The following is a 12,643-nucleotide window of genomic DNA, read 5'->3' on the forward strand; positions in this document are numbered from 1 at the left end:
TCTAACGGAGACGCGGCGCATGTCCCTCACCCAACGTCAAGAAGGCGCGATCACACTGGCCGGCGGCGGGCTGCTGATGGGCACGCTCGGCGTGTTCGTCGAGGAAGCGCGGCTCGGCGCGCTGACACTGGTGTTTTTCCGCTGCCTGTTCGGCTTTCTGTCGCTGGCGGCGTATTGCGCGTGGAAAGGCTACTTCACGCGCGCGCATTTCACGCGACGCACGCTCACGCTCGCGCTCATCTCCGGCGTATTGATGGTCACGCAGTGGGTCGGCTTTTTCGATGCGATCCATCGCACCAGCATTGCCGTCGCGACCGTGGTGTTTCATGTGCAGCCGTTCTGGGTCGTGCTGATCGGCGCGGCGCTCTTCAACGAACGGCTCGGCGCGGATCGGCTCGGCTGGATCGCGGCGGCCTTCGGCGGGCTCGTGCTCGCGTCGGGCGTGGCGGCCACGGAAAATCTGCAGGGCCATGCAAGCTACCTGATCGGCATCGGCGAGGCATTGGCCGGCTCGGTGCTCTATGCCAGCGTCACGTTGATCGCCAAAGGGCTCGGCAATTTGCGCCCGCACCTGCTGACGCTGATGCAATGTGCGGTGGGCGTGGTGTGCCTGCCGTTCATCGCGCCGCTCGTTGCACCTTTCGACGCCACGCATATCGAGCCGATGCAATGGTTCTGGATTGTCGGCATGGGCGTGCTGCACACGGGGCTTTCGTACGTGCTGATCTACGGCGCGCTGCCGAAACTGACCACGCCGATCATCGCGGTGCTGCTGTTCGTCTATCCGCTCACCGCTATTGCCGTCGATGCGATCGTGTACGGCCGCGCGCTTTCATTGGCGCAGTGGGCCGGCATGGCGCTGATCGTGATCGCGAGCCTCGGCGTGAATCTCGGCTGGCCGCTCTTTTCGTTGCTGGGTTCGGGCGGGCGCGCGCGGCGACAGGCCGAGTGAGTGGCACGCGCGGGGCTGGCGATGTCGCTGGTCGCGCAGCGGTCGTTCGGTACTCGCGCAGTACTCGCTCGGTACTCACTCACTGGTCATAGTGAAACCGGCATGCGATCACATAGATCTTTCCATCTTTCGGCAGATACACGAGCCGATCGGCAAACGTGATGCGGCGCGACCAGAAACCGCTCAGGCTGCCGACGAGCGGCTCCGGTTTTCCCGTGCCGATAAACGGATCGCGCCGGCACTCCTCCAGCAACGCATTGATCTTGCGGACGACCTTGCGATCTGTCTCCTGCCAATACACGTAGTCGTCCCAGGCGTCGTCGGTAAACATAAAGATGCTGTCAGCCTTTGCGGCGTGTTCGTTGCGGCTTTTGTGTCGGTTCATCGGTCAGCAGTTCGCGCGGGGCCGCACCGCCGGCATTCAACTGGGCAATGGATCGCGCGAGCCGCTGGGCATTCTTCGACGAACTCAGCAGGTACAAGGTCTCCTGCATCGCGTTGAAGTCTTCCAGCGACACCATCACCACGTTTTCGCCACTCTGTCTCGTGATGAGCATCGGTGCGTGGTCGCGGCAGACTTCATCCATTGCCTGCTTAAAGCCGGCTCGGGCCTCGCTGTAAGTAAGGACGTTCATGGGTTATCCGGCCTGCGAGGTTGCCCTCCGGCCACTCCTGTCAAAAGTTAGAAAACGCTTCCGCCGCCGTGCGGTTTGCCTGCCCTTGCGGTTGCGGGTCGGGCTGGCGATTTGCGGCTGCCGGTCGAAGCGTGGCGCAAAAGAAAAGACTTGGGGCCACGGCGACCATTGTACAGACCGCTGTACAGCTCGGCAAACATCGAACCGCGGACGAACGCACCTTCTAACGAACAGCAGCATGCCTCTCCACGACCGCCTGCGCCAGTCGGCCGAATGGCCAGGGGCCACGCCGAGCGGCCCTTTCGCCTTGCTGGACGGTGCTTTGCGCTTGTCTGTGGCGCGAACGAAATCACAAACAGACGAGCGACTAGCGCGAGCGCTGTCAGAGCGAGCAGCAAACCCAACGCATGCACGCGAAAAGACGCCGCGACAATCAGAAAATTCACGCACTCACCGCTGAGCGGTCCGAACGATGCCGCCCACGAAACGCCCGCGCCGCCCACGCCGCCCACGCAAAAAATCTCCGGGTTTGCCCGCGTTTAAATACCTCGTTTTTGTATATAATATTTGAACCATGAGCGACACAACCACCGACCTTCTTCCCTTGGACACCCCCGCGCGCGCCCCGCTGCTGCGGGCGGCCGCACCGCGCGAAAGCACGTCCCGCGTGATCGCCGACGCGTTGCGCGAAGCGATTATCGACGGCACGCTGGCGCCCGGCGCGCCGCTGCGTCAGGACGCGATCGCGCGGCACTTCTCGGTCAGCGCGATCCCGGTGCGCGAGGCTTTGCGCCTGCTCGAAACCGAAGGCTGGGCGAAGGTCGCGGTGCACAAAGGCGCGACGGTCGCGCCGTTGTCGGCGGATGAAGCGCGCGAAATCTACGAGATCCGTTCGGCGCTCGAGAGCCTTGCAATCGGACTCGCCATTCCGAAGCACACGGCCGCCACGTTGCGCGAATGCGCCGCGCTCGGCCGGGCCGCGGAGCGCGAGGCGGATCCGTCGCTCTACGTCGCGCGCAATGCGGCGTTTCACATGAGCCTGTATGCGCCGGCCGCGCGCCCCCAGCTCGAAGATCTGATTCGCGTGCTGCATCGGCGGGGCGAGCGTTACTTGCGCCTGAAGTTCGGCTTGCCGTCCTACAAGGGCGAATCCGACGATGAACACACCGAATTGCTCGACGCCGTGCGGCGCCGCGACGTGCCGGCCGCCCAGGCGCTCGTCGTCGCGCATCTGCTCGGCACGGGCGAACTGCTGCACCGTTTCCTGACCGAACGCGCGCAGGCGGAAGCCGCGCTCGCAAGCCAACCCAAGCCGCGCGGCCGTCCGCCGCGCGCTACTACCGGGAGTTGATTGAGCCGATGAACGCACCCGCCGAAGCACCATCCGCCGCACGTTCGTGGACCACGCGCCGCGACGAAAAAAAGCGCCGCCTCGCGGCCATCGCACCGTGGCTCGAAGACGGCGTGCTGCCGTCGACGCGCATCGTCGATGCGCTCGAGACGCTGATCCAGCCCGGCGACCGCGTCGCGCTCGAAGGCGACAACCAGAAGCAGGCCGACTTCCTGTCGCGCTCGCTGGCCAAGGTCGATCCGCAGAAGCTTCACGATCTGCATCTGCTCATCTCGAGCATCAGTCGTCCTGAGCATCTGACGCTGTTCGAGCGCGGCATCGCACATAAAGTGGATTTTGCGTTTGCCGGCCCGCAAAGCCTGCGCGTCGCGCAACTGCTCGAAGACGGGCAACTGGAGATCGGCGCGATTTATACGTACGTCGAACTGTATGCGCGCATGTTCGTCGACCTGACGCCGCATGTCGCGCTGCTGTGCGCGGAAAAAGCCGACCGTCACGGCAATCTCTACACCGGTCCGAATACCGAGGACACGCCCACCATCGCCGAGGCCGCCGCGTTTCGTCATGGCATCGTGATCGTGCAGGTCAATGAGATCGTCGATGAACTGCCGCGCGTCGATATTCCCGGCTCGTGGGTCGACGTGGTCGTGGAGGCAGACCGCCCCTTTGCCGTCGAACCGCTGTTCACGCGCGATCCGCGCCATATCGGCGACCTCCAGGTGCTGACCGCGATGATGGTGATACGCGGCATCTACGCGCCGTACGGCGTGACGTCGCTGAACCACGGCATCGGGTTCGACACTGCGGCCATCGAACTGCTGCTGCCCACTTACGGCGAGTCGCTCGGCCTGAAGGGCAAGATCTGCCGCAACTGGACGCTCAATCCGCATCCCACGATGATTCCCGCGATCGAATCGGGCTGGGTCGACAGCATCCATTGCTTCGGCAGCGAGGTCGGCATGGAGGCGTATATCGAGGCGCGCCCCGACGTGTTCTTCACCGGCAGCGACGGCACGCTGCGCTCGAACCGCGTGCTGTGCCAATTGGCCGGGCAATATGGCGTGGATCTCTTCATCGGCTCGACGCTGCAGATCGACGCGGACGCCAATTCGTCGACGGTCACGCGCGGCCGTCTTGCCGGCTTTGGCGGTGCGCCGAACATGGGTCACGATCCACGCGGCCGGCGTCATTCGAGCGAAGCGTGGCTCAAGCTGCTGAAAGATCAGGGGCCCGTGTCGCGCGGTCAGAAGCTCGTCGTGCAACTGGCCGAGACGTACAAGAAAGGCGGCGAACCGACTTTCGTCGATGAACTCGACGCGGTCGCGGTCGGCGCGAAAAACGGCATGCCGATCGCGCCCGTCATGATCTATGGCGACGACGTGAGCCACGTCGTCACCGAGGAAGGCATCGCGCATCTGCACAAGGCCGAGGGCATCGACGAACGGCGCGCGGCGATTGCCGCGGTCGCCGGCGTGACGCCGATCGGCCTGCGCGCGAAGCCGGAAAAGACGGCGGAGTTGCGCCGGCGCGGCATCGTCGCGTATCCGGAAGATCTCGGCATTCGACGCGGCGAAGCGAAGCGTTCGCTGCTCGCGGCACGCAGCATCGACGATCTCGTCACCTGGTCGGGCGGTTTGTACGCGCCGCCGGCGCGCTTCAGGAGCTGGTGATGAGAGCCGCTGCTTTGTTGGAGCGCGAAGAGGCGCCATGCGCGTCCGCGATAGAGATGCCCGAGCCGCTCGCGCGAGCGTGTGCCTGGACCAAGCGCGGGGACGCGCCGTATGGCCGAGCCACGCAAGCTCTGCATCCGGTCACGACAGCGGCCGCTGCTTCTGACGAACGTGTCGCGAAGCGCGCACAAGACTTATGCCCTGACTCGCAACTTGCCCATTACGCCGTGACCGCGCTGATCGACGAAGCCGAACTCACGCCGAAGCCCGCGCTCGTCGACCGGCGCGGCAGCGGCGCGCATCGCGATCTCGACCTCGCCATCATGCGACGCTCGGCGCACGCGCTCGAGCCGACCTTCGCCGCGCTCGCGCGCACGGCGCGGCGGCGCGGCGAGCCGTCAGCGCTATTGCGCGCCGAACTCGCGCAAATCGGCCGCGCGGGCGAGCAGGACATGCTGCGCGCGACCGGCGGCAGCAACGCGCATCGCGGCGCGATATGGATCGTCGGGCTGCTGGTCGCGGGCGCGTCGTTCGCGGATGCCGCGCTCCGGCTCGACCCCTCGGCGATCTGCCGGCGAGCCGCGCAGATCGCCTGCTTCCCCGATCGCTTCGCAGCCGCCACCGACAGTCACGGCGAACGCGCGCGTCAACGCTATCAGGTCGGCGGCGCGCGCCGCGAGGCGCAGGAAGGCTTCCCGCATGTGATCGCCGTCGGCTTGCCGGCGCTGATCGCGGCACGCGAGCGCGGCATTGCCGAAGACGCCGCGCGCGTTGACGCCCTGCTCTCCATCATGGCCTCGCTCGACGACACCTGCCTGCTGCACCGCGCAGGCCTCGCAGGCTTGCATGCAGGCCAGCACGGCGCGCGGCGCGTGCTGCAAGCCGGCGGCAGTTCGACACGCGCAGGCCGTGACGCACTCGCCGCGCTCGAACACGACTTGCTGTCGCTCAACGCATCGCCCGGCGGCGCAGCCGATCTGCTCGCCGCCACCCTTTTCCTCGACATGCTGGCGCATCACAACGTCAGCGGGAGCTGAGCCTCATGGAACATCTGACCTTCGACTATCCGGCGCAACGCGCCGTCACGGCCCGCGCGCACGTCGGCGTGGTGGGTTCGGGCGATCTGGAAGTGTTGCTCTCGCCCACCGATAATCCCAACGCGCTCGCTGCACATGTCGTGGTGCGAACGAGCGTCGACGGCTACAGCCATATCTGGAAAAGCGTGCTGGACCGCTTTTTCACCCGCTACGACGGCGCCGCGCAAGTCGAAATCAACGACTTCGGCGCGACGCCCGGTGTCGTCGCATTGCGGCTCGCGGAAGCGGTCGAGGCCGCCGAACAGGGAGACGACGCATGAGCACGCCCGCGACTGTGCATGCCGCGCCGCTGCTGCGCGAGAGCTTCATCGAGTTGCCCGCGCGTGAGCGCGCCCGCGCGCTGCTCGACCCAGGCAGCTTCCGCGAACTGCTCGGCCCGTTCGACAGGATCGAATCGCCGTGGCTGCCGCTGCAAGGCGTCGTGTGCCAGGCCGATGACGGCTGCGTGATCGCGCGCGGCACGATCGACGGCGAGCCCGCCGTGATTGCCGCGATCGAGTCCGCGTTCCAGGGTGGCAGCATCGGCGAAGTGTCGGGCAGCAAGATCGCCGCCGCGCTCGAGATGGCGTTGCGCGATTGCGAGCGCGGCAAGATCGTACGGCCGGTCGTGCTGTTCGAAACCGGCGGCGTGCGGCTTCAGGAAGCCAACCTGGGCCTCGCCGTAATCGCCGAGATGCAGGCGGCCATCGTCGCGCTGCGCCGGCACGTGCCGGTGGTCGGCGTGATCGCGGGCATGGTGGGCTGCTTCGGCGGCATGTCGCTGGCCGCGGCGTTGTGCTCGTATCTGGTCGTGACGAAGCAGGGGCGGCTCGGCATGAACGGGCCCGAAGTGATCGAGCAGGAAGCGGGCATCGACGAACTGGATGCGTCCGACCGGCGCCGCGTGTGGCAGTTGATCGGCGGCGAGCAGCGCGTGGCGAGTTCGCTCGCAGACCAGCTCGTGGACGACGACGCCGCGGACGTGCGCGCCGCCGTGCATGCCGCGTTCGTGCAAGGCGTGCCGGCCGCGCATCGCAGCGAACAGGTCGACACGTTCTTGCAGCGGCTCGCGCGGATCGATCCGGCGAGCGTCACGCCGGAGAGCATGCGCGAGGTCTATGCAGCCGAAGCGACTCAAGCGCCACAATCCCAGTCACGCAAGGAGCAAGCATGAGCGACACCTCACTGAGCCGCGGCGCGCGCTGGTTCCATGCGCTCGCCGGCGAATCCCGCAACGCGGCGCCCGTGTGGAGCGCCGACGCGCCGCTCGGCGGCGAAACCGCCCGCTTCATCACCGTCGTGCCCGACGCCGCCAACCGCTTTCCGCGCGCGACCGACAACGTCGTCGGACTCGAACAGGGCTGGCTGCTCGCGCGAGCCGTTCGCGAAGTGATCGCCGACGATGCGGCAAGCGCCACGCGTCGTCCGATCGTCGCGATCGTCGATGTGAAGAGCCAGGCGTACGGCTATCGCGAGGAAATGCTCGGCATTCATCTCGCGTGCGCCGCCGCGGTCGACGCGTATGCGTCGGCCCGCGATGCGGGACATCCGGTGATCGCGCTGATCGTCGGACCGGCGATGTCGGGCGCGTTCCTCGCGCACGGTTATCAGGCCAATCGCATCGTCGCGCTCGACGCGCCCGGCACGATGGTTCACGCGATGGGCAAGGAAGCCGCCGCGCGCGTCACGCGCCGCACCGTCGAGGCGCTCGACGCGCTCGGCGAAACCATTGTGCCGATGTCCTACTCGATGGCCTCGTTCGCGAAGCTCGGGCTGCTCGATCAACTGATCGAAGGTATCGACGCCGACGCGCCGGACGCCGCGCAGATCGCGCGCGTGCAGCAGGTGTTGTGCGAACAGATCGGCAGTGCGCGCGCCGGCAGCCGCACGCTTGCGCGTCGGCTGGAATCGGCGGCGGCGCAGAAGAACCGCGCGGCGTCCATCGAAGTGCGGCGGCGTCTCGCCGAACAATGGGATGCCGTGTAATGCCGGTCTGCGCCGCGCCGCCGTTTGCAAGCGAGGCCGCTGCGTCGTGCGACGAACGCTGGCGCGCGCATGACTTGCTGCGCTTGCGGCGCCTCGCTGCATTCGACGGCGAACCCGACTGGGTGCGCGATGCGTTCGAGCGCGCGCGGTATGCGGTCGTGCGGCGCGCGCTCGCCGCGCCGGGCTTCGTCGCGATTGGCTTGCGCGGCGCGCAGCGGTCTCAGCGGTACGGCACGTGGGCCGCATCGACGGATATTGTCGAAGCCGTTTCGCCCGAGGCGTTGGTGCGAAACGAGCCCGATGCAACGCGCGCCGCGTTGCCCGCGTTCGTCGCGTTCGCCCGGTTGCAACGGGATGCACAAAGCGCACTCAACGCGCTTGTCTGGGGCCCGACCGGCAGCGTTGGTTTCGAACTCGCCACGCAAACGGCAGCAGTCACGCAATCGAGCGATCTCGATCTATTGATTCGGACACCGGAACGATTGTCGCGTGAATGCGCGGTGGACTTGCTAAGCAATCTGGAAACGCTCGCGCGCGAAACCGGCATTCGCATCGACGCGCAACTCGAGACACCAGCAGGCGGCGTCGCGCTCGCCGAGTGGGCCGCCGGCAAGCCACGCGTGATGGCGCGTCATGCAAGCGGCCCGCAATTGCTTGCCGATCCGTGGGTCTGCGTTCATCGGACGGAACTCTGATGCTCGCGCTGATCTTCCCAGGCCAGGGCGCGCAGAGCGACGGCTTTCTGCATCGGCTGCCGTCGCATCCCGCCGTGCGCGCAACACTCGATGAAGCGTCCAGCGTGCTAGGCGCCGACGTGCTCACACTCGACACGCCCGATGCGTTGCGCTCGACTGTTGCCGTGCAATGCGGACTGACCGTCGCAGGCGTGGCGATCGCGCGTGCCCTCGCGGATGAAGGACTGACGCCGGACCTGAGCGCCGGTTTGTCGGTGGGCGCGTACCCGGCGGCGGTGAGCTGCGGCGCGCTCCCTTTCCCCGACGCTTTGAAGATGGTCCGCCGCCGCGCGGAACTGATGGAAGCGGCGTATCCATCGGGCTACGGTCTCGCGGCTGTGTCGGGACTGACGGAGCATGAACTCGCCGCGCTCGCCGCACGGCACATCGACGAAGGCGAGCCGCCCGTCTACATCGGCAACGTGAACGCGCCGCGTCAGATCGTGATGGCAGGGGCGAACACCGCGCTCGATAGCTTCATCCACCGCGCTCTGGATGCGGGCGCGCGCAAGGCGACGCGTCTTGCGGTCAGCGTTCCTTCGCATTGCGAACTGCTCGCGCAGGCAAGCGACGAACTGAGCGCGTATGCGCGCACGATTCCGTTTCGCGCGCCGCAAAGCGTGTACATCGGCAATCGCGGCGGCCGTCCGCTGTATACAGCCGATGCGATTCGCGACGATCTCGCGACCAACATGCGCTACACGGTGCGCTGGTTCGACGCGCTCACCGTGATGCAGGAAATGGGCGCGCGCGTCACGATCGAGGCGCCGCCTGGCCAGGTGTTGACCGACATCGCGCGCGAGCATTATCCGGAGATGGCCGCGCTTGCAGCGAGCACGCTTCCGTTCGAACGGCTCGCCGCGACGGCGCGGCGGCGCCTCGAACGCGAGTAGCGAGCCGCGCTTCATGCAGCGCTTGATCTAGCGCTTTTCGATCAACTGCCGCCCCATCGCTTTCGCATACTGATCGCACGCATTACGCGCGACGCGGGCAGCCGCCAGCACGCCGACGTCGGCATCGTCGCGGTAGTACATCGCTACATTGATCGGCGGCGGCAGCGGGCGCACCTGCAAGTGCCCCAGTTCTCCGCTCCCGAGAAACGGCTCGACGAAAAGCGCGGGCACCGCCGCGATGCCATAGCCGTCGCGCAACAGCTTCACGATGACCGCCACGGAAGGCATGCACGTCACCTGCGTCTCGGCAAACGGCACGCCGGCACGCCGCGCAAGCGTCTGCACGATAGCCTCGACGGCGATTTGCGGCGCGGTGCCGCGGCCGAACGTCAGCACCGGTTTACTCAACAGCGTGTCGGCATGCTTCGCGCGAGTCGCGGGGATGAGGTCGCTGCGCGCGATCCAGCGCACCGGATAACTCGCAAGCAGCGCGGATACGATCGACGTCTCCAACTCTCCCACTTCTTCCACCTGAATCACGAGATCGAGTTCGCCCGCGCGCAGACGAGGGCCGAGCACCGCGCTTGAATCCACGGTCAAGTCCACGACGATGCGGTGGTACTCGAGGTTCAGCATGCGAATGTAGTCGGGCAGCCAGCTATGCACGACCGTTTCGATCACACCGAGGCGCAGACGCGTCGCCAATTGCGTTTCGTCCTGCGCGGCGAGTTGCAGCGAGCGCGTGGCCTGCACGACCGAGCGCGCATGCGCGAGCAGACGCTCGCCGTTTGCCGTGAGCTTGAACTCAGGCGCGTCGCGCTCGATCAATTCGACGCCAAGCTCGGATTCCAGCGTTTTAATACGCAACGAAATCGCGGCGGGGGTGGCGTGCATCGCGGTCGCCGTCGCGCGAAAACTGCCGAGCCGCGCGAGCGTGAGAAACGTTTCGACGAAGCGGGTATTCATTGCATGAGGTCTCGCGATAACGAATGAGGCGCGAATGAGACGCGAATGAGGCCCACGATCATCGCCGGAAAACGGGTCGCGCCGCCGTTAAGTTTAATTTAACGAATCGCAAGAAAAACTCGCTGGATCGATATTTTTGACGTTACTAATCTGGAACGCATCAGAAGGCCAGTCCCGTCAACTTCAGTCGAGCAGTTCATGCCCTACACGCCATCCGAGTTTCGTCAGCAAGTGCGCAGCGGTCGCCTGTCCGGTCCCACCGCGGGTTATTGCGGCGACTATGCGCAAGCCAATCTCGCCATTCTTCCGCAGCAATACGCTGGCGATTTCCTGCGTTTTTGCACGCTCAATCCGAAGGCGTGTCCGTTGCTCGGCATCGGCGAACCGGGCGCGTGGCGCGTGCCCGCACTCGGCGCGGATCTCGACATTCGCAACGACGTGCCGGCGTTCTATGTGTATCGCCACGGCGAATGCGCGGAGGAAGTGCGCAGCCTCGATGAACTCTGGCGCGACGACCTCGTCGTGTTCGCGATCGGCTGCTCGTTTTCCTTCGAGGAAATGCTGCGGCGCGAAGGCATCGGTCTGCGTCATATCGAACAGCAGGTCAATGTGCCGATGTATCGAACGCGCGAGCCCAATGTGCGCGCCGGCGTGTTCGGCGGCAATCGCGTTGTTTCCATGCGTCCGATGAAAGCCGCCGACGCCATCCGCGCGATTCAGATCACGAGCCGCTTTCCTGCTGTCCACGGCGCGCCGGTGCATATCGGCGATCCGTCGTTGATCGGCATTCGCGATCTGTCGCGGCCCGATTTCGGCGATGCGGTCGACATCCACGACGACGAACTGCCGGTGTTCTGGGCGTGCGGCGTCACACCGCAAGCCGCGATAGAAAGCGCGCGCTTGCCGTTTGCGATTGCGCACAAGCCGGGGCACATGCTCGTCACCGACATTCTCAACACCACGCTCGCCGTGATCTAGCGCGGCGCTATTTTCATCCGCAAGCCGCGCGCGAAGACGCGGTCCATCACGACGACCGGAGTTCAAGCATGGAAACCGAAGCGCAGTTGACCGCGGACGCCGAGCGCTACGGCGCGTCCGACGCGGGGAAAGGCCCGTTCGCATGGTATCGGCGGATCTCCGCGGCCGAGAAGCGTGCGTTCTGGAGTTGCAAGATCGGCTACGTGCTCGACGCAATGGACACGCAGTTCCTGAGCTTCGTGATTCCGACGCTGATCGCGACGTGGGGCATCACGCGTGGCGACGCGGGACTGATCGGCACCGTCACGCTGCTGAGTTCCGCGGTGGGCGGATGGGCAGCGGGCGTACTGTCCGATCGCGTCGGACGAGTGAAGACCTTGCAGATCACGATCCTCTGGTTCGCCGTTTTCACGCTGGCGTGCGCGCTCGCGCAGAACTTCTCGCAGTTGCTGTGGGCGCGAGGATTGATGGGACTCGGCTTCGGCGGCGAATGGACGGCAGGCGCCGTGCTGATCGGCGAAGTGATTCGCGCACGCGACCGAGGCAAGGCGGTGGGGCTCGTGCAGGCGGGATGGGCGATTGGCTGGGGCGTGTCGACGTTGCTCTTCATGGCCGTCTTCTCGCTCGTTCCCGCCGACTACGCGTGGCGCGTGCTGTTCGCGATCGGCATCGCGCCGGCGCCGTTCGTGATCTGGATTCGCCGCTTCGTCGAAGAACCGGAGGTGCATCGGCGGCAGAAAGAGGCGCAGCATGCGGCGCAGGCGCGTCCTTCGCTGTTTGATATTTTCCGCGGCGACATCGTCTGGACGACATTGCGCGCGTCCATTCTCGCGACGGGTGTGCAAGGCGGCTACTACGCGGTGACGACGTGGCTGCCGACGTATCTGAAGACGGAGCGGCACCTGAGCGTGATCGGCACCGGCAGTTATCTTGGCGTCGTGATCGTCGGATCGTATTGCGGGTATCTGACGGGTGCGTATGTGAGCGACCGTATTGGCCGCAAGCGCGCGTTCATTGCGTTCGCCCTCGCTTCGTGCGCGATTGCATCGATCTACACGCAGCTTCCGCTAGATAACTTCTCGATGCTGATGCTCGGCTTCCCGCTCGGGTTCTGCGCGTCCGGTATTTTTTCAGGCATGGGTGCGTTCCTGACCGAACTGTTTCCTACGCGCATTCGCGGTTCGGGCCAGGGCTTTTGCTACAACTTCGGCCGCGCTGTCGGTGCGACCTTCCCGTTCCTGATCGGCTACGTGTCGCAAACGATGACGCTCGGCCACGCAATCGGCGCATTCGCGGCGGCGGCCTATGGAATCGTGATTCTCGCCGCGCTTACGCTGCCGGAAACGCGAGGCCGGGCGCTCGACGACTAAAAAAGCGCGCCCCTGCCACCCTCTTTAGTGCG

14 protein-coding genes are annotated in these 12,643 nt (G+C 65.8%); 11 read left to right on the forward strand and 3 right to left on the reverse strand.

The features are described 5' to 3' along the window. Window positions 1–19: 19 nt before the first annotated feature. Window positions 20–952 (forward strand): DMT family transporter, encoded by a 933-nt coding sequence (locus CUJ91_RS26030; protein ID WP_114157501.1) that lies wholly within the window; start codon window positions 20–22, stop codon window positions 950–952. 79 nt (window positions 953–1,031) lie between these two features. On the opposite strand, the gene CUJ91_RS26035 is transcribed toward CUJ91_RS26030, so the two are convergent. Further along, entirely contained in the window at window positions 1,032–1,283 is a 252-nt protein-coding gene (locus CUJ91_RS26035) for a Txe/YoeB family addiction module toxin (protein ID WP_006052375.1), read from the reverse strand. Between the two features lie 10 nt (window positions 1,284–1,293). Continuing rightward, window positions 1,294–1,587: a type II toxin-antitoxin system Phd/YefM family antitoxin gene (locus CUJ91_RS26040; RefSeq protein WP_029971804.1), complete on the reverse strand. Its 294-nt coding sequence runs from the start codon at window positions 1,585–1,587 to the stop codon at window positions 1,294–1,296. 574 nt (window positions 1,588–2,161) lie between these two features. On the opposite strand from CUJ91_RS26040, the gene CUJ91_RS26050 reads away from it, so the two are divergent. The 8 genes from CUJ91_RS26050 to mdcH are packed head-to-tail and all read left to right on the forward strand — an operon-like array spanning window position 2,162 to window position 9,297. Beyond that, window positions 2,162–2,938: a GntR family transcriptional regulator gene (locus CUJ91_RS26050; RefSeq protein ID WP_006052377.1), complete on the forward strand. Its 777-nt coding sequence runs from the start codon at window positions 2,162–2,164 to the stop codon at window positions 2,936–2,938. 8 nt (window positions 2,939–2,946) lie between these two features. Further along, a complete protein-coding gene (gene mdcA, locus CUJ91_RS26055; RefSeq protein ID WP_006052378.1) occupies window positions 2,947–4,608 on the forward strand; it encodes a malonate decarboxylase subunit alpha in 1,662 nt (553 codons plus the stop codon). Further along, window positions 4,608–5,645 carry a triphosphoribosyl-dephospho-CoA synthase gene (locus CUJ91_RS26060; protein ID WP_114157503.1) on the forward strand — a complete coding sequence of 346 codons (1,038 nt, stop codon included), beginning with the start codon at window positions 4,608–4,610 and terminating at the stop codon, window positions 5,643–5,645. Before mdcA ends, CUJ91_RS26060 begins: the two co-directional genes overlap by 1 nt. 5 nt (window positions 5,646–5,650) lie before the next feature. Next, the gene (locus tag CUJ91_RS26065; protein WP_114157504.1) at window positions 5,651–5,965 is read left to right on the forward strand and encodes a malonate decarboxylase subunit delta; all 315 of its coding nucleotides are present in this window, start codon (window positions 5,651–5,653) and stop codon (window positions 5,963–5,965) included. After that, on the forward strand, window positions 5,962–6,858 hold the full coding sequence (locus CUJ91_RS26070; RefSeq protein WP_114157505.1) for a biotin-independent malonate decarboxylase subunit beta: 897 nt from the start codon (window positions 5,962–5,964) through the stop codon (window positions 6,856–6,858). Before CUJ91_RS26065 ends, CUJ91_RS26070 begins: the two co-directional genes overlap by 4 nt. Further along, window positions 6,855–7,670: a biotin-independent malonate decarboxylase subunit gamma gene (gene mdcE / locus CUJ91_RS26075; protein WP_107710413.1), complete on the forward strand. Its 816-nt coding sequence runs from the start codon at window positions 6,855–6,857 to the stop codon at window positions 7,668–7,670. The genes CUJ91_RS26070 and mdcE overlap by 4 nt, the downstream gene beginning before the upstream one ends. After that, window positions 7,670–8,365, forward strand: a complete 696-nt coding sequence (locus tag CUJ91_RS26080; protein ID WP_114157506.1) for a malonate decarboxylase holo-ACP synthase — start codon at window positions 7,670–7,672, stop codon at window positions 8,363–8,365. The genes mdcE and CUJ91_RS26080 overlap by 1 nt, the downstream gene beginning before the upstream one ends. Continuing rightward, window positions 8,365–9,297 carry a malonate decarboxylase subunit epsilon gene (mdcH, locus tag CUJ91_RS26085; protein WP_053860224.1) on the forward strand — a complete coding sequence of 311 codons (933 nt, stop codon included), beginning with the start codon at window positions 8,365–8,367 and terminating at the stop codon, window positions 9,295–9,297. The genes CUJ91_RS26080 and mdcH overlap by 1 nt, the downstream gene beginning before the upstream one ends. Before the next feature lie 27 nt (window positions 9,298–9,324). Here the strand turns inward: mdcH and CUJ91_RS26090 are convergent, their stop codons facing one another. Further along, on the reverse strand, window positions 9,325–10,263 hold the full coding sequence (locus CUJ91_RS26090; RefSeq protein ID WP_006052385.1) for a LysR family transcriptional regulator: 939 nt from the start codon (window positions 10,261–10,263) through the stop codon (window positions 9,325–9,327). A gap of 198 nt (window positions 10,264–10,461) precedes the next feature. Here CUJ91_RS26090 and CUJ91_RS26095 point away from each other — a divergent pair, with 198 nt between their 5' ends. Both CUJ91_RS26095 and CUJ91_RS26100 read left to right on the forward strand, forming a co-directional pair. Then, the gene (locus CUJ91_RS26095) at window positions 10,462–11,241 is read left to right on the forward strand and encodes a putative hydro-lyase (protein ID WP_029971813.1); all 780 of its coding nucleotides are present in this window, start codon (window positions 10,462–10,464) and stop codon (window positions 11,239–11,241) included. Between the two features lie 68 nt (window positions 11,242–11,309). Beyond that, window positions 11,310–12,611, forward strand: a complete 1,302-nt coding sequence (locus CUJ91_RS26100; protein ID WP_114157507.1) for an MFS transporter — start codon at window positions 11,310–11,312, stop codon at window positions 12,609–12,611. The last annotated feature ends 32 nt before the right edge of the window (window positions 12,612–12,643 follow it).

The organism is Paraburkholderia graminis (genome assembly GCF_003330785.1).
Classification (GTDB): domain Bacteria; phylum Pseudomonadota; class Gammaproteobacteria; order Burkholderiales; family Burkholderiaceae; genus Paraburkholderia; species Paraburkholderia graminis.